This window comes from Rossellomorea oryzaecorticis (assembly GCF_038405515.1).
GTDB classification, from domain to species: domain Bacteria; phylum Bacillota; class Bacilli; order Bacillales; family Bacillaceae_B; genus Rossellomorea; species Rossellomorea oryzaecorticis_A.
Genome location: NZ_JBBYAF010000005.1, coordinates 33,219 through 48,823 on the forward strand (window position 1 = coordinate 33,219; position 15,605 = coordinate 48,823).

Here is a 15,605-nt window from a genome sequence, read left to right on the forward strand (position 1 = left end):
TTTCAGCGTTTTTCTAGTCTAAAATTTTTCAGGAAATTGTTTAATTAATCCTTTAGAAAGTGCGTCGGCCAAATGAAAGATGTGAGCTCGTCCGTTATCAAATGATTGGATGTTTTTTACCCAATCTTTACTGATACGGGCTACTGCTTCTTTAGTGACAAAATCGAGGTGCATATATAAGAGATCTTTCAATTCTTTTTCAGACCAATTCGGGTTTGCTTCGGTCAAGAATGCAGTGATGTCATCAGCATTTCTGTACCATTCTTTATTGAATTTCTCCGCTTCTGCCTGATTTCCTGCTTTTGCGGCCTCGACGATCTTACCGGCAATGACAATGTGCTCGGTCAATAAATCAGCCAGTTGATTACCTGCTTTTTCCCCATAGTAAGGTTTGATGGCATTTCCAATATCCTTTTGATTCTGAAGCAGTCTATTAAGTACAATTTCTTGATCTTCGGAACCGTCAACAGCACTGACAATATAGTTGTGAGTCCAAATGACATGATCATTCCAAAGACTTCGCATGTCTTCTTTAAGCTTCAGAGCATTTGAACTCAAACATTGCTCTTTGGCAGCCTGAGTTTTTGGAACCTGGGCAGTCATACTCAAAGTCATTAGAATGACTGTGAATACAATCAAAAATTTTTTCATTTCATCTTCTCCTTTTTTAGTATTCACGTTGTAGTATTTACTAAAAAAATGAGTTGATTCCCAGAAAAATAACATGAGAGAGGAAGTATCCTATGCAAAGCACCCTTGTGATGATCGTAATAGGAAGTGCCATTCTGTTATCATTTGTTTTGTATATCCTCCAGATGAAGGGAATACTGAACAGTTATTTTCCTTTCAGGATAATCTTCGGACTAATGATTGCTGCTATCTTGTCCATTCCGGTATCTATCTTTTTAATTGGGGGCTGGACGGGGCTCGGTATATCAGTGATGGCTGTGTATGTGCTGCTATTTTGTATCACATGTTTAATCTTTATATTTTTCTTAAATATACTATTTCAAAACAGAAGATAAATAGGCGTTTGACCATTTTCAGAAAAAGAAGTGCTTGTCTGCACACGGGGGCAGGGTTGTACATATAGTGAAGTAGAGAAACAGAAAAATCGGCAAAAAAGAATGCGGTTGTTCCATAACGGCTTAAAAAAATCCTTTAGTCACCGTGAAAGAAAACTTCATTCGGTTTTGCCCATGAACAAGCTTTCTCGTCTATATACTTCCGCCGTATAGACAAGAGTACCTCCTTATTTGTTCGTAACGCAAAAGTGTTCCTCAAGACTAAGGAACACTTTTGCTATTTTTATATATAAAATTTCTGGAAATAAATATTTAAACTAGAAAATTAAACGCTGCCTGCACACATACCAGCAAATGCGAAGAGAATGCCAAATGTATAACTTGTGAAAAGGTAAACAGCAAGAAGCTTCCACTTCTTGCTTGCATGCATTTGTACGGTCTCAAGCTTAAAGGTAGAGAAAGTTGTAAAAGCACCGAGGTATCCAATCCCAATGAATGAATATAGTGGACCATCCAACCCTGCACCGACTATATATCCTAATAAGAATGAACCGATTAGATTGACTGTTAAGGTTGCAAATGGGAATTGAGAGGACGTATGTGTAATAAACCAATTACCGAGCCAATATCGGCTAATTGCACCGAAAAACCCTCCAAGCCCGATCATGATCCCTTGAAGTAACATCAAACATCATCCTCCAAAACGGAATGCTGCCGATTCCATTGATAGCTGCCTGTTTTGAAGCCTGCCCACGACATAAAAAGTCCGCCGGTCATGCTTAATATCATGTATAGAAAAGCGGTTAACCACTCAGAATGCCTAATCAGTTCAATTGTCTCCACACTGAAAGTCGAAAACGTGGTAAATGAACCTATTAAGCCTGTGCCCAGTGCTGCCTTTGTGGAAGGATGCAGTTTATTAAATTGAAATAGGAACGTGGTCATCCATCCTAATAGAAAACAGCCGATAAGATTAACGAGCAATGTACCAAGTGGGAAAAGGTAAGGGAACTGGAAATGAACGGTGGTCCCTAGAAAGAACCTCGAAAGAGAACCGATGGCACCTGCCAGTCCTAACAGTATATAATTTTGCAAAACGATGCATCTCTTTTCTTTAGAATTGTTTTACTTATTCATGTTCATTATGGGTGAGATTGGGTATTATATCAATGACGAATATATGCAGAGAGAGTTGAAATCAATGGCAGCATCACCTTCAGAGTACGAATTGACACTTCAAATTATCCAAAGCTTAAAAGAAGGAAAGAAACGGGGATTTCAGGAAATCATGGACGAGTTGCAGCCATATGACATGGCTCAGCAATATCAGCATCTGCCTGCAAAACATCGGAATAAATTTCTTCTATATTTGAATATAGCTCAGCTTAAAGAAATGATGAAAGAATTAAACAAAGAGGATCAATTGGAGGTCCTTCAGAAACTAGGAATTGAAAAGTCGACCAAGGTGCTTGATCTGATGGAAAATGATGACTTGACCACACTTTTATCCGACCTAGAACCGGAACAAATTGAAGAACTGTTATCCGAAATGAAGCAGGAAGAATCTGATATGGTTCAGCACATGATGAACTATCCCCCTGAAACAGCAGGCCGCCTCATGAATAACCGCTTTGTGTGGATATCGAAGCACTATACGGTGAGGGAAGCGGTTGATAAACTGAAGGATTTTGCCGAGCTTGCAGAGTATTTGAATTATCTTTACGTGATTGATGAGGAAAAAAAGCTGGTCGGGGTAGTGTCGTATAAAGACCTCCTGCTTGGCGAAATGCAGGATAAAATTGAAGATATCATGTTTACAAGAGTCGTTAAGGTTGATGTTCATACCGATCAAGAGGAAGTTGCGAAAATGATCAGCCGCTATGATTTCATTTCCATTCCTGTCATTGAAGGCGATGACAAACTGATGGGGGTCATCACAGTAGATGACATTATTGATGTAGTGATTCAAGAGGCGAATGAAGATATTGAAAAGCTGTCTGCTTCCGGTAAAGCAATCGATTTTAACACAAAGCCGTTCGTAGCTGCGTACAGACGTTTGCCATGGCTCATCCTCTTGCTGCTGATCGGCCTTGTATCCGGCAGCATCATTGATGGTTTTTCAGATACACTGCAATCTGCGGTGGCGCTCGCATTCTTTATGCCTATGATTGCCGGTATGACAGGAAATACAGGTACCCAGTCCCTAGCAGTTGTCGTCAGGGGATTAGTATCACAGGATTTGGATATCAAACAAGTAATGAAGCTCATATTCCGTGAATTATGGGTCGGTATCATCATCGGGCTCAGCTGTGCATTTTTAATATCGATCATTGCGTTTATTTGGCAAGGAAGCTTTACACTCGGAGTTGTGGTTGGAAGTTCCCTGTTGATCACACTCATAATCGGGACACTTGCAGGGACCATCATTCCACTCGTACTCTATAAGTTCAACATCGACCCTGCTGTAGCTTCAGGGCCGCTCATAACAACCATCAATGATATTTTTTCACTGCTCGTTTATTTTGGCATTGCCAGCATATTCATTTCAAAGTTATCCTAACCCAAAACCGCCCCGTTACGAAAGCAACGGGGCGGTTTTTTTATATTATACTTCCTGTGGCTGTTGATTCAAGTACTGTTCGATAATGTCTGCCAACTTAATGATATTTGTGAATTTCTCTATTCGCTGAGTTTCTATATAAGTTAACAAGAACGTTTCAGTGTCAAAGTGGTAGATAACAGACAACACAGGCTTCTGATCCTCCGAAGTGAAAGTGTGAACAATTTCACTTTCTTTGAAATCCACCTGAGTTTTCAGCATTCGTACTATTGTATCGAATGACATAAAACGTCTCCCTTCTATATTATAGAGGGATTGACTAAATACAGTCTCGAAGACCCAAAATAATTTAATCTTGATTAAGTATTCATTATAGCATAGAATAGACTATTTATATACCTATTGAGGAAAACGAATGGAATTCATTCAATTGCGCATTGAAATTATTTATATTAAATAAATATAGAAAGATGTTGAATCTTTTTTCCCTTCTCCGTCGTAAAGTAAGATAAGGGTTGCTATTATGGGGTTTCTTAAAGTAAATGAGCTGCCGTATCAATTGAAAGTTTAAGTGAATTTTCTTCTAACCCTCCCAAGAAAAATGATGAACGTTGTCGGAATGTTTTTGTTAGCAGTTTTTCATTAATCTTTCTATCTGTACAGTCTTCTTATCTTTTTTTATTTCTATAAAGGCAGGGGAGTAGGTTATGGCAAAACAACCTGAATTGAAAACACAAAAAACTCTATGGCAAAACGGACTTACATTCGCCGGTTCTATTGGTTGGTTAGGCGTTTTCGTATATATATTGTTTATTTTTCCTGATTTGCCGGACCGTGTACCGATTCATTTCAATATTAATGGTATGGTGGATTCTTGGGGGTACAAAGGGTTCATTTGGGTACTACCGGTAATCGGTATTGCGGTATGGGGTGCACTTACTATCATGGAAAAAGCACCACAACATTTTGATTATCTAGTAACGATTACTGAAGAAAACGCTGCACGGCAATATAAAAACGCGGTTATGTTGATTTCAGTTTTGAAAACGGAAATCATGGCATATTTCGTTTTCACCACTTGGCAGATAAACAATATTGCAATAGGGAAGATGTCTGCTAAGTCAGTATGGGACGTGCCGTTGTTCCTCACAGTCATCTTCGGAACACTGGGAATATTTATGTACCGGATGTTAAAGTTAAAGTGACCAGTCCCTTTTCGTTAAGAGGGGCTTTTTTTTGGACAGAATTTCCCCTTTTAAAAAAACTTCCGCTCTCTGGTAAAGAAGTATGAAACAATGTCTGGGCATTCTATATTCCACAATTCGCGCATATAGTGAATTAGTAAATCTTATAGTATAGGAGTTCATTCATGGCGTATAAATCCAGAAAAGATAGCACCCTTCCCCTTCTAGTATTCGTGACCGTGAAATCCTTAGCAAGAATGATTGTTCTTGGAATTATTCTACTTTATTTTTCTGTCTGGCTCATATCAGCGACCACGATTAAACTGAAAGTGGACACGCTGTTTTACTCTACAGTATCCGAAATGGTGCCGAAAGAAACCCTTTTGAAGCTTTTGTCTGAGGAGATCACCTATCTAAGGGTGATGAATGAAGATGAAGTGCAGTCTGATTTCGACTGGCTAGAAAGTGTGACGAACGTCTCGCTGTTCGATGCCAGGAGTTTATTTGGAAGAGAGATACCGGGGATTGAAAATTATCATACACAAATTGCCGTGGCCGGGAAGGGGACTGATATTACAAACCTGCCTGTTGAATCACCGGCACCGACTGAGGAACAATTGAAGAATCAGGAAATCGATCAGAATCAGATTGACCGTGCAAATGGCGACAGTGGAGACGACATTGAAGAAGTTGATAAAAAATCTGTCTTTATTTATCATTCCCACAGCTGGGAAGCATTCAGCCCATTGATCAAAAACAATCAAACCGAAAATCCTGCCAGTACGAATGAAAAGGTAAACGTCATTGCGATCGGGTCAAAGCTTCAACAAGAACTTGCGAAAAGAGGGATAGGTGCCGTACAGGATAAGACAGATACTACGCAGGCATTGAAAGAAAAGAACTGGACCTATTATGAATCCTATAAATTATCAAGGGAGCAGGTTCAGGAAGCGATTGCCGGAAATAATGACCTCAATTACCTGATCGATATCCATCGTGACTCACAGCCTCGGGAAATCACCACTAAAACAATTAATGGGAAACAGTATGCACGCCTATTCTTTATCGTTGGAAAAGAAAATAAAAACTTCGAAAAGAATCTGGCTATCGCAAAAGAATTGAATAGCGCCCTTGAAAATAAATACCCTGGCATTAGCCGAGGGGTATTTGTTAAAACGAAAGCAGAAGGAAACGGGGTTTATAATCAGGACTTGACCGAACGAGCCATGCTGTTGGAATTCGGTGGTGTAGAAAATAATTTAGTCGAGCTCTACAATTCTACGGAAGCATTTGCAGAGATTTTTGCAGAGTTTTACAAGCAGGATGTTGTAGAGGTGAATGGATAGGCATATCCTTGAAAAGCTGCTTAATCAGGCAGGTTTTTTTTTGCCCTTTTCGTATTCTTGATTGTTTTCCACACAATAAAATAGGATTTCTCGATTTTAGAACCAGTTATCAGTTTAAGGATGAATAAGAATAGCTGCAAAAAAATTATTTTTTATGTTATTTGCATAAATTCTGCAAATAAGGCGGGAAACTATAGACTATCCGGGTTATTATTTCATATGCAACTGTTTTTAAAAAATCAGGAAAAATTGTTTAGTAAGAGTAAAACCCGGATAAAGAATGAATATAAAGAATACAAGGAGGAACTAATTAATGTCTCACGAAAAGTATCAATCATTAGTACAAACGTTACATGAGTGCATGGAGGCTTGTAACCATTGTTACGATGCATGCCTTGGCGAAGATGATGTAAAAATGATGGTGGACTGCATCCGCTTGGACCGCGAATGCTCAGACATGTGCGGATTTTTTGAACAAGCTCTGGTAAGAGGTACGCCGTTCGCATCTGAACTTGCTTCAGTATGTGCAGCAATATGTGAAGCTTGCGGAAATGAATGCAAAAAACACGACCACGATCATTGTCAAAAATGCGCAGATGCCTGCTTCAAGTGCGCGGAAGCATGCAAGAACATAGCATAATTACCCCAATTGGAGGCCCGTCCCTCAGTGCTTTAAAGCACTGAGGGACGGGCCTTTAAATTTTTTTGCTGTATTTGTGGACTGAATCAGGGATGCAATTGTGTTGTCATAAGTTTCCGTACACACAACCTTCAATAAAAAGTCACAATAAGTTACCTATTTGTTTATGATTTCACAATAAAAAATGATAGGCTATTGATATAAACCTGAATATGGAGTGTGGGACGATGAAAAAGGTTGTTGTTATCGGCGGGGGAGTTACAGGTCTTACGACAATGTACCATCTTGATAAAGTAAAAAGAGAACAGAACATTGATATGGAATTGACACTGGTTGAGCGTGAGGGTGAGCTTGGCGGAAAGATAAAATCCGTGGAAGCTCAACCTTTTATCATGGAGACGGGTGCGGATTCTATAGTTGCCAGAAGTGAAGGTTTACTGCCTTTTATAGAGGAATTGAAGCTGGAAGATGAACTGGTTTATAACGAAACAGGCACTTCATACATATACACAAACGGGAAGCTGCATAAAATTCCGGAAGATACCATTTTCGGCATTCCCATGAGTGTCGATTCGTTAATGGAAAGTACGTTGGTTTCAGAAGAAGGAAAGCGGGAAGCACTTAAGGATTTGGAAAGTCCTAATACGTCTTTTACAAAAGAGAGTTCAGTGGGAGAATTTCTTGAAGCATTCTTTGGGAGTGAACTCGTAGAGAACCAAATTGCACCTGTATTATCGGGTGTGTACTCAGGAAAACTACAAGACCTGACGATGTCGACTACACTACCATATCTATTGGAATATAAGAACCGTTATGGAAGTATTATCAAAGGTCTCGGTGCAAATAAAGAAAAATTCAAAGGTTCCTCCCAAGGGAAATTCATCTCTTTCCGAAACGGATTATCTTCTCTGATTAATCGAATGGAAGAGGTCTTAAAAGACGCAGACATTTTAAAAAATGCCGAACTTGTTGAAATGAAGAAACACGAAGATAAATACGAGCTTACTTTTGCAGACGGTAAGAGGCTGGATGCTGATTATGTAGTGTTCTCTACAACACATGATGTTACTCAAAAAATAATCAATGATCACGTTATGGATCATCATTTTGAGAAGTTAACAAATTCTTCACTCACCAGCATTTATCTTGGATTTGATGTGAAGGATGATCTTCTTCCTGCAGATGGAACTGGTTTTATCACATCGCATGACAGTGATGTTTTGTGCGACGCTTGTACGTGGACAAGTCGAAAATGGAAACACACATCTCAGAATCAGGAACTGTTGGTAAGATTATTCTACAAAAGTACCAACCCACATTATGATGAGATAAAAGAACTTAATAAAGAAGACCTTACAAAGGCCGCACTTATTGATATTTCAAAAAGCCTGGGCATCAGAGAAATGCCAACATCCGTAATGGTCACGGAATGGAAAAACCTGATGCCGAACTACCATTTGGAGCACAGCCAGGCAGTTGATTCGCTTCAATTGATTCTTCAAGAGAAATATCAGAATGTGCTGCTTGCAGGGGCCTCTTATTACGGAGTGGGGATTGGCGCTTGTATACAGAATGGAAAAAACACGGCGAATGCAATTATTGAAAAAGTGAATGGTTAAGTGAAATTGGGCTTGAATTCCATTATTGGGATTCAAGCTTTTCTTGATGAATTTTATCCAAATAATACATTTAGAAAATTTTAGGGATTTATGTACGCTTCATTGATTTAAGAAATAATCCCATAAGGTTTATGTTAGAAAACATCCTCCTCTGTAAAGGCATAATCTCATTCAAAAAGAGAAACCTAAGGATAGGAGGGATTGTCCATGAAACATGTAAAAGCATTTGCCTTGAAATTTTTGGCGACATTTGTCCTTTTATATTTGATCCTTGCAGGAGTTCAAGGGATTACAGTTGGAGATGTTTTCCTTTTATCATTGGTGTTAGGAGCAATTGCATATATACTGGGGGACTTGATACTTCTTCCGAGAACCAGTAATACTCTTGCAGCCCTGGCTGATTTCGGCCTTGCCTTCATTCTCATATACTTTATGAGTGATGGTTTGACGGAAGGAGGCCCTTACTTAACAAGATCGATTCTGGCTGCTCTCGCGCTCATGGTGTTTGAGTTGTTTTTCCACCGGTATGTCGTGCGTAATATTTTACCAAAGCGATCCAGAGTAAAAAAAGCTCCGGTCAATCTTCAATATCAAACAGAAACTTCGGAGCAAATTCATCCTGAATTCCCTGTGAAGCTTACCGATGAATTTCATCTGAAAAACAGAGACAAGGAATAGTAGATAAAACTAACCCGATGAGAAATTCATCGGGTTGGTTTTTTTATGAGGGATTCACATCAGAGGTGAGAAGTGTCACCAAAAGAGCAGCGCTGATTGATATGCAATCACTCCCTTAACAGTGGCAGCGTACAGCATCTGAATGACCCGCCGGATTTTATGATTTCATCGAAATCTACTTCGATTACCTCGTACCCGTGTTCACGAAGTTTCCTGTTCACTTCCTCATTTATTGGCAGGCTGATGACTTTCTTGTTTCCAATTGAAAGGACGTTTACTCCCATGGTGAATTGTTCCTCCCGGGACACATCGATTAAATTAAATTTGGAAGCGAGCCGTTCAACGTCTTCTTTCAGTAATCCTTCGCGATGGATAAGTGCATCTCTGTCGGAGAGGATGTTAAAGATACAATCAAGATGAAGAATATCTTCATGAATGGGAAGCGAGATGACGTCGTGGTTTGGGAGGTGTGATTGAATTCTTTCAACTGCACCTGGAGTCGTCCTGCTGCTCAAGCCTACATAGACCGTCTTCCCATGTACAAGGACGTCACCCCCCTCTGTTTCATCTTCTACAAGATCAATGTATGTCAGTCCATGATCCGACATCCATTTTTTCAATACACCTTCTTCACCTTGTCTGACAGGCATTTTCATATCTGAGATGAATACTGTTTCCCCGACTGTGAATCCGATGTCCCTTGTGAAGACTTGCTCAGGGTATGCATCATTCGGTGGCAGTATATAAGTTTCGATTCCGTTGGATTTTAAAACTTCCAGTAATTTAGAATGCTGTGAGACAGCTTTTTCCACATCGATGTTTTCCTTATGATATCGTCGTTGTGTTTCATTAATCACGTCAACAATTTTCATGAAGGTCGGTGGACACAAGATAACTTTTTTTAATCCAGTGAATTCATTGTGGCAGCATACTTGATTTTGCTTCATTGGTAATCCTCCCGCGGTACAATGTATTAAAAAGTTTGCTTTTGAATTATAATGCTCATATCGAAAAGAACCATTCATAAAGGGGTTACTAGACTATGTGATCCTTCTTCCACTTCTTATTCATGAAAAAGGCTATGACAGCAATCACAGCCACCAGCAATAAGGAAATATAAAAACCAAACCTGATACTTTTCTCCAAGATTGTACCCGTTACAGCAGAGAGCAGAAGAGCCAGCCCCGATATACCAATCATTATGCCTGATCGTTTTTGTTTTAAGATCTTAAAAGCCGACAGAATGATGAATGCCCAGTTGTAAAGAAGCAGGATTCCGGCAGCTGTGGTGAGATATTCATACACTTTTCCCGGTAAGAGGAGAGCGGTGACGACTGAAGCAATCAGCCCTAAAGTCGCAAGTGTCAGTGATGGCAGGGGAAGGTCCTTGTGCTTCTTCAATTTCTTCTCGAAAATCTTAGGGGCATCGCCGTCCTTGGCAAGAGTAACTAACAGATTAGTCACGGCGAAGAGGGCAGCTGTGAGTGCTGAAAATCCTGCAATGATGATTGCCCCATTGAATACATGAGGGAAGAAGGGGAGGTTGTATTTACCCAGTGCCGTTACGAATGGACTTTCTTTATCATTGAAAGCATCTGAAGAAATGAGTAATACAGCCAATGCCAAAGATGCAACATAGATAAAAGTCAGAATCATAAGCATGACATTCCCGGCTTTTGGAGCATCTTTTTTATCCTTTAACTGCATGGCCATCAGCCCGATGACCTCGATTCCCCCATATGCATAAAAAGCATAAATCAATGATGACCATAAACCTTTCAAGCCTTCAGGAAACAGGTCCTCATGGCTGAATGATAATTCCGGAAGCTTTCCATTGCCTTCGATCACCCCAAAAAGAGCAAGTGACGCGATCACAATAAACATAATGATTGCAGCTGTTTTTATAATGGCGAATAGGTCTTCTGCTTTGTCAAAGCTATTTGTTCCGAGGAAAACAATCAACAGTGAAAGAATAGCATATCCGCTTGCGAATACCCATAGAGCAACACTTGGAAACCAAAATTGTGAAAGAATTGCTAAAGCTGTCAGCTGACTACCCATTATCAATATGTTGGAACACCAATAATTCCATCCGCAGCTGAAGCCTGCCCATTTTCCGAAAGCTTTCGCTGCGTAATAACAGAAAGATCCTTCCTGAGGATCTTCAGTTGTCATTTTCGCTAGCAGATTATAGACAATATACGTTCCAATCGCGGCAAGGATAAATGAGAATAAAATGGATGGACCCGTTTGCCGGATTCCGATAGCAGAACCAAGGAAATAACCAGTGCCAATCGTACAGCCCACTCCAAGCAGAGAGAGCTGCCACCAACTCATGCTTCCTTTACCACCGGAATCAGAACCATTTGAATTCGCGCAGCCAGCAGGTTGATTTGCCATATCATCCATCCTTTCGAAAGACTATATTGTCGCTTCCTCTAATTGAGGTCCTTCTTCTGCTTTGATAAAAATAACTACCATCCCCAAAACGATGAGAGCGATTATTCCTGCAGCAATAAAGCTGCCGTTAAGAAAATTTTTCATGAATATTGACATCAAGGGAGGACCCGCCGCTACACCGATAAATCGGGAAGAACTGTAAAATGAAGAAATCGTACCCCGTTCCTCTTTCTCGATATTCTCAGTGATAATCGCATCCAAGGTAGGAAGCAGTGCCCCGATTGAAAGTCCAAGAAAACTTGTAACTACCAGGAGCATGATCAAACGATCACTGGCAAACCCCACGAAGGAAACACTTGCAGCAATGGCCAGCAGACTGAACATGATGATTTTTTTCATTAATTTCAAGTCCCCTTTTATCTTTCTGCCGGTGATGAAAGAAGAAATACATAGGGCAAGGAGAGGAATCGCTAACACAAACCCTTTCTTTACCCCGTACAGGTTGTGTGTCTTCTCCAGAATGTCAGACAAGAAAAAAAGGACGGAAAAAAGAACATACATAACAAAAATGCCGATTGTAAACACAGTGAAGATCCATTTACCTTCATTAGTGAAAATTTCCTTTGTCTTTTTAAGGAAAATTTTCAATTCTACGGGCTCTTCTTTTTGCTTGGGGGCCTTTATAAAAAATAGAACTAATAAGATTGAAATCAGGCTGAAAAAGGAAATCGAAAAGAATGGCAGATACCATAAAAACGCGGCAAATAGTGCCCCGAGAATGGGACTCAGTACTTTTCCGAACGTGTTGGATGTTTCAATGATACCTAGACAGGAACTCGTTTTCTCGTCGTCATCTTTGTAAAGGTCACCGACAAGGGGTAGTATTATCGGAGCTGCACCAGCTGCACCGATTCCTTGAAGAACCCGTCCAATAATGATCCAGGTAAACGGCTCATTGAATTTCCATGACGTATATCCAGCAATCAGCCCTCCGATCAGGGCAAGAATCAAACTTGGGATAATGACAATCTTTCTCCCGAAGCGATCAGACAAATATCCAGCAACCGGTATTAGAAAGATGGATGCTATTGAATAAGAAGTAATGATCATACTTGTTTGAAAAGAAGAAATGCCAACCTTTTTTTCAAATATAGGCAGGACCGGTATCAGCATAGAGTTTCCCAAAGTCATTACCAATGGAATGGAAGCCATGCTGACAACACACCAATTACTGACTTTATTTTCGTTACTGCATTGATCGTTCATGTCGACACCTCATAGTGGATTCTATAGATTACTACTAAAGTATTTGAAAATATGGCCAATATCATTCGCTGCCGGATTGGCTAATTAATTCCATCCATGAAAAATCAGAATATTTATTAATGATATGAAAAAAGATAAGTATACTATATGCTGGAGGAAGTACTATGAAAAAAATATTATTATTGGCAGCAATATTTTTTATGCTTACGAGTCAATATAGAGCGTATGCGTATGCAACATACAGGTGGGAAGTGGATTTTACGAATATTCCAGAAGGCAGACAGACAATCACGATGAAAAATACCGGATCAAAAGTTCATGCGGTGAAGGCAGATGTAATCGGGTATGAAGCAAATGGGACAGAAATTCAATTAAATTCCTATATGGTAAGAAAGAACGTTAAAGACAATGAAAGCTTATCTTTTGAAGATGTGCCCAATACACCGGTATTGGTAGTGAAAATCACCTGGAGAGATGAATTAATGAAGATGAAATCCAGTCGTTTAGCATCTGGTGAAAAGAAAACCTTCGTTGTAGAGAAGAGAGGAAGTAAGATAAAAATAAAATGAAAGAAGCAGCTTTCCTTCGAAATAAGGTAAGCTGCTTTTTTAATCATATTTCAATGATCACCGGGAGGATCATGGGTTTTCTTTTAGTATGCTTAAAGAGATACTGGCCGACAGCCTTCTTAATGCTTTGTTTGATAACACTCCACTGCCGGCGCTCTTCTTGGGGCAGTTCGCTGAAAACTTTCCCGGCCAGCGCATTCAGGTCATGAATGAGTCTTTCAGAGTTTTTTACAAATACAAATCCTCGGGTAATTGTGTCAGGCCCTGAAAGAATTCTTTGATCTGACTTGTTAAGGGTTATGATGATGACGACCATTCCATCTTCTGATAGCTGTTTTCGGTCTCTCAACACAATCGAACCTACATCACCTACACTTACCCCATCAACATATGTATCGCCTGAAGGGACAGACCGTGTCTGTCTTGCGAGACCGTTCTCGATGTCGACGACTTCACCGTTTTTGATGATAAATGTGTTTCCTTCTTCAACGCCAACGCTTTCAGCAAGCATGCGATGGTGATGGAGCATGCGGTTTTCACCATGAATCGGGATGAAATAAGCAGGCTTGATTAAAGTCAGCATTAATTTTAAGTCTTCTTGATATCCGTGTCCTGAAACATGCATGCCGGTAGTGCTGCCAGAACCGTATATTACATTTGCACCCAAATGAAAGAGATTGTCGATAATTCTTGACACAGCCTTTTCATTACCAGGAATTGGAGATGCAGCGAGTATGACAGTATCGCCAGGATGGATCGACACATCGCGGAATTGACCAGAAGAAAGCCTGCCGAGTGCTGCCATCTGTTCCCCTTGACTTCCTGTGCAGAGAATCGCCACCCTGCCGGGATCGTGAGTGTCAATTTCCCTCGGTTCAATAAGCATACCTTCAGGAATATCCAAATAACCGCGCTCCATGGCAACCCCCACGACATTCACCATACTTAGGCCAAGAAGTGCCAGTTTTCTATTTGTCAGGATGGCGGAATTTACAACCTGCTGTACGCGATTGACATTGGAGGCAAAGGTAGAAACGAAGATCTTCCCTTCAGATTTAATGAATGCTTCATTCATATGCTCTCCCACCATCTGCTCTGATGGAGTAAGTCCTGATCGTTCAGCATTCGTACTTTCGGATAACAGGGCAAGTACCCCATTCCTGCCGATATCTGCAATCTTGTGCAAGTCAGATCGCTGATGATTCATTGGCGTTAAATCAAATTTAAAGTCTCCTGTGTGGACGACATCGCCTTGAGGGGTATGAAATACGATTCCGAGACAATCAGGGATACTATGACTCACACTGAAAAAAGAAACACCGATTGATCCTAATTGCAGATTAGAACTTTCATCAATCGTCAATAAGGTTGTATCTCTCATCAGGCGGTGTTCGTCCAGTTTTATTTCAATCATTCCAAGGGTAAACCTAGTGGCATAAACCGGGATGTTAATTTTTTTCAGAAGGTAGGGGATGCCGCCTATATGATCTTCGTGACCATGTGTCACAATAAGCCCCCTGATTTTATCCCGGTTTTCTTCAAGGTATGAAATATCAGGGATAATAAGATCGATTCCGGGCAGGCTCTCATCAGGGAATTTCCCTCCGCAATCCACTATTACTAAATCCTCGTCGTACTGTAAGACATACATATTTTTACCGATCTCATTTATGCCGCCAAGGGCAAAGATAGAAAGTAAGTTGTTCATCGTAGTTTCCTCCCGTTGATATGGTGCCTATATTATTCCCGGGAGCAGCAGATTCATGAGTGTTGAAAAAACAAGTCACAGGAATATTCTTCATTGAACGTTGCATCCTAATAGTAAAAGTGGAGGGACTAGAATGGAATATGAATCGCAGGTAAAAGCACTTTGTGAAGCGGTCGAGCATGCACAAGCTGCCGTATATCACTCACAGGAACTGAACGATACAGGACAGTATCAGCACGCACAGCAGTTGATTGCTTATGTAAATCAGTTATTGCATGAATTAAAAGATGCAGATGTTAGCGAAACAGACTCGCTTAAAGTGAAACACGCAAGAGAAATGATTAGACACCTGCAGGAAACGCAGGCATCACTGCAATAGGAAAGGATGCATCTCTGGTTTGAAAAGAGTAGAAAAACACCAATACTGTAAGAATTGCAAGCAGGAAACCCTTCAAAAACTAACTGAAGACGCATTGGAAATAGAAGCAACCTGTACAAAGTGCAAGCAGACCCAAAATATAGCCAAGACATTTTTCTAACTCAAGGATTCGTTCTTTGAGTTTGTTTTTTTGAAAGTAGTGGTACAAGCACTTTCTTCCGAATAAGGATG

Annotated in this window: 17 protein-coding genes; 9 read left to right on the forward strand and 8 right to left on the reverse strand. The window is 40.2% G+C overall.

Annotated elements, in window-relative coordinates:
• Positions 1-18: 18 nt before the first annotated feature.
• Positions 19-651, reverse strand: coding sequence for a glycosyltransferase (locus AAEO50_RS03785; protein ID WP_341980611.1), 633 nt, complete (start codon positions 649-651; stop codon positions 19-21).
• A gap of 110 nt (positions 652-761) precedes the next feature.
• On the opposite strand from AAEO50_RS03785, the gene AAEO50_RS21385 reads away from it, so the two are divergent.
• A complete protein-coding gene (locus AAEO50_RS21385) occupies positions 762-1,025 on the forward strand; it encodes a YesK family protein (RefSeq protein ID WP_425383150.1) in 264 nt (87 codons plus the stop codon).
• Between the two features lie 325 nt (positions 1,026-1,350).
• Here the strand turns inward: AAEO50_RS21385 and crcB (AAEO50_RS03790) are convergent, their stop codons facing one another.
• Together crcB (AAEO50_RS03790) and crcB (AAEO50_RS03795) are read right to left on the reverse strand one after the other, a co-directional pair.
• A complete protein-coding gene (gene crcB / locus AAEO50_RS03790) occupies positions 1,351-1,710 on the reverse strand; it encodes a fluoride efflux transporter CrcB (protein ID WP_341980855.1) in 360 nt (119 codons plus the stop codon).
• On the reverse strand, positions 1,710-2,120 hold the full coding sequence (gene crcB / locus AAEO50_RS03795) for a fluoride efflux transporter CrcB (RefSeq protein WP_341980613.1): 411 nt from the start codon (positions 2,118-2,120) through the stop codon (positions 1,710-1,712). The genes crcB (AAEO50_RS03790) and crcB (AAEO50_RS03795) overlap by 1 nt, the downstream gene beginning before the upstream one ends.
• A gap of 106 nt (positions 2,121-2,226) precedes the next feature.
• Between crcB (AAEO50_RS03795) and mgtE the strand changes: the two genes are divergently transcribed.
• Positions 2,227-3,585 carry a magnesium transporter gene (gene mgtE / locus AAEO50_RS03800; protein ID WP_341980857.1) on the forward strand — a complete coding sequence of 453 codons (1,359 nt, stop codon included), beginning with the start codon at positions 2,227-2,229 and terminating at the stop codon, positions 3,583-3,585.
• Between the two features lie 45 nt (positions 3,586-3,630).
• Here mgtE and AAEO50_RS03805 read toward each other — a convergent pair whose 3' ends face one another.
• Positions 3,631-3,846 carry a hypothetical protein gene (locus AAEO50_RS03805; protein WP_341980615.1) on the reverse strand — a complete coding sequence of 72 codons (216 nt, stop codon included), beginning with the start codon at positions 3,844-3,846 and terminating at the stop codon, positions 3,631-3,633.
• A 446-nt stretch (positions 3,847-4,292) separates the two neighbouring features.
• Here AAEO50_RS03805 and AAEO50_RS03810 point away from each other — a divergent pair, with 446 nt between their 5' ends.
• From AAEO50_RS03810 to AAEO50_RS03830, 5 genes are all read left to right on the forward strand, one after another.
• Positions 4,293-4,790 carry a DUF1648 domain-containing protein gene (locus AAEO50_RS03810; protein ID WP_341980617.1) on the forward strand — a complete coding sequence of 166 codons (498 nt, stop codon included), beginning with the start codon at positions 4,293-4,295 and terminating at the stop codon, positions 4,788-4,790.
• A 164-nt stretch (positions 4,791-4,954) separates the two neighbouring features.
• A complete protein-coding gene (gene spoIIP, locus AAEO50_RS03815) occupies positions 4,955-6,115 on the forward strand; it encodes a stage II sporulation protein P (protein WP_341980619.1) in 1,161 nt (386 codons plus the stop codon).
• A 313-nt stretch (positions 6,116-6,428) separates the two neighbouring features.
• Positions 6,429-6,755, forward strand: a complete 327-nt coding sequence (locus AAEO50_RS03820; protein ID WP_341980621.1) for a four-helix bundle copper-binding protein — start codon at positions 6,429-6,431, stop codon at positions 6,753-6,755.
• Positions 6,756-6,982: 227 nt separating this feature from the next.
• Complete coding sequence (locus AAEO50_RS03825) at positions 6,983-8,374, forward strand: protoporphyrinogen oxidase (protein ID WP_341980623.1); 1,392 nt, start codon at positions 6,983-6,985, stop codon at positions 8,372-8,374.
• A gap of 207 nt (positions 8,375-8,581) precedes the next feature.
• Positions 8,582-9,052 carry a YndM family protein gene (locus AAEO50_RS03830; protein WP_341980625.1) on the forward strand — a complete coding sequence of 157 codons (471 nt, stop codon included), beginning with the start codon at positions 8,582-8,584 and terminating at the stop codon, positions 9,050-9,052.
• A 107-nt stretch (positions 9,053-9,159) separates the two neighbouring features.
• Here the strand turns inward: AAEO50_RS03830 and AAEO50_RS03835 are convergent, their stop codons facing one another.
• The 3 genes from AAEO50_RS03835 to AAEO50_RS03845 form a co-directional block, all read right to left on the reverse strand.
• A complete protein-coding gene (locus tag AAEO50_RS03835; RefSeq protein WP_341980627.1) occupies positions 9,160-9,999 on the reverse strand; it encodes a dimethylarginine dimethylaminohydrolase family protein in 840 nt (279 codons plus the stop codon).
• Positions 10,000-10,087: 88 nt separating this feature from the next.
• A complete protein-coding gene (locus tag AAEO50_RS03840) occupies positions 10,088-11,452 on the reverse strand; it encodes an amino acid permease (protein WP_341980630.1) in 1,365 nt (454 codons plus the stop codon).
• A 21-nt stretch (positions 11,453-11,473) separates the two neighbouring features.
• Positions 11,474-12,718, reverse strand: coding sequence for an MFS transporter (locus AAEO50_RS03845; protein WP_341980632.1), 1,245 nt, complete (start codon positions 12,716-12,718; stop codon positions 11,474-11,476).
• A 164-nt stretch (positions 12,719-12,882) separates the two neighbouring features.
• Here AAEO50_RS03845 and AAEO50_RS03850 point away from each other — a divergent pair, with 164 nt between their 5' ends.
• A complete protein-coding gene (locus AAEO50_RS03850) occupies positions 12,883-13,287 on the forward strand; it encodes a hypothetical protein (protein WP_341980634.1) in 405 nt (134 codons plus the stop codon).
• 43 nt (positions 13,288-13,330) lie between these two features.
• Here the strand turns inward: AAEO50_RS03850 and AAEO50_RS03855 are convergent, their stop codons facing one another.
• Positions 13,331-14,995 (reverse strand): ribonuclease J, encoded by a 1,665-nt coding sequence (locus AAEO50_RS03855; protein ID WP_341980636.1) that lies wholly within the window; start codon positions 14,993-14,995, stop codon positions 13,331-13,333.
• Between the two features lie 133 nt (positions 14,996-15,128).
• Between AAEO50_RS03855 and AAEO50_RS03860 the strand changes: the two genes are divergently transcribed.
• Positions 15,129-15,374 (forward strand): hypothetical protein, encoded by a 246-nt coding sequence (locus tag AAEO50_RS03860; RefSeq protein ID WP_341980638.1) that lies wholly within the window; start codon positions 15,129-15,131, stop codon positions 15,372-15,374.
• The last annotated feature ends 231 nt before the right edge of the window (positions 15,375-15,605 follow it).

What these genes read in the sequence shown, in the direction of transcription:
- AAEO50_RS03785 (WP_341980611.1), bottom strand. Translation starts at nt 651, where the DNA reads ATGAAAAAATTTTTGATTGTATTCACAGTCATTCTAATGACTTTGAGT.
- AAEO50_RS21385 (WP_425383150.1), top strand. Translation starts at nt 762, where the DNA reads ATGATCGTAATAGGAAGTGCCATTCTGTTATCATTTGTTTTGTATATC.
- crcB (WP_341980855.1), bottom strand. Translation starts at nt 1,710, where the DNA reads ATGTTACTTCAAGGGATCATGATCGGGCTTGGAGGGTTTTTCGGTGCA.
- mgtE (WP_341980857.1), top strand. Translation starts at nt 2,227, where the DNA reads ATGGCAGCATCACCTTCAGAGTACGAATTGACACTTCAAATTATCCAA.
- AAEO50_RS03805 (WP_341980615.1), bottom strand. Translation starts at nt 3,846, where the DNA reads ATGCTGAAAACTCAGGTGGATTTCAAAGAAAGTGAAATTGTTCACACT.
- AAEO50_RS03810 (WP_341980617.1), top strand. Translation starts at nt 4,293, where the DNA reads ATGGCAAAACAACCTGAATTGAAAACACAAAAAACTCTATGGCAAAAC.
- spoIIP (WP_341980619.1), top strand. Translation starts at nt 4,955, where the DNA reads ATGGCGTATAAATCCAGAAAAGATAGCACCCTTCCCCTTCTAGTATTC.
- AAEO50_RS03820 (WP_341980621.1), top strand. Translation starts at nt 6,429, where the DNA reads ATGTCTCACGAAAAGTATCAATCATTAGTACAAACGTTACATGAGTGC.
- AAEO50_RS03825 (WP_341980623.1), top strand. Translation starts at nt 6,983, where the DNA reads ATGAAAAAGGTTGTTGTTATCGGCGGGGGAGTTACAGGTCTTACGACA.
- AAEO50_RS03830 (WP_341980625.1), top strand. Translation starts at nt 8,582, where the DNA reads ATGAAACATGTAAAAGCATTTGCCTTGAAATTTTTGGCGACATTTGTC.
- AAEO50_RS03835 (WP_341980627.1), bottom strand. Translation starts at nt 9,999, where the DNA reads ATGAAGCAAAATCAAGTATGCTGCCACAATGAATTCACTGGATTAAAA.
- AAEO50_RS03840 (WP_341980630.1), bottom strand. Translation starts at nt 11,452, where the DNA reads ATGGCAAATCAACCTGCTGGCTGCGCGAATTCAAATGGTTCTGATTCC.
- AAEO50_RS03845 (WP_341980632.1), bottom strand. Translation starts at nt 12,718, where the DNA reads ATGAACGATCAATGCAGTAACGAAAATAAAGTCAGTAATTGGTGTGTT.
- AAEO50_RS03850 (WP_341980634.1), top strand. Translation starts at nt 12,883, where the DNA reads ATGAAAAAAATATTATTATTGGCAGCAATATTTTTTATGCTTACGAGT.
- AAEO50_RS03855 (WP_341980636.1), bottom strand. Translation starts at nt 14,995, where the DNA reads ATGAACAACTTACTTTCTATCTTTGCCCTTGGCGGCATAAATGAGATC.
- AAEO50_RS03860 (WP_341980638.1), top strand. Translation starts at nt 15,129, where the DNA reads ATGGAATATGAATCGCAGGTAAAAGCACTTTGTGAAGCGGTCGAGCAT.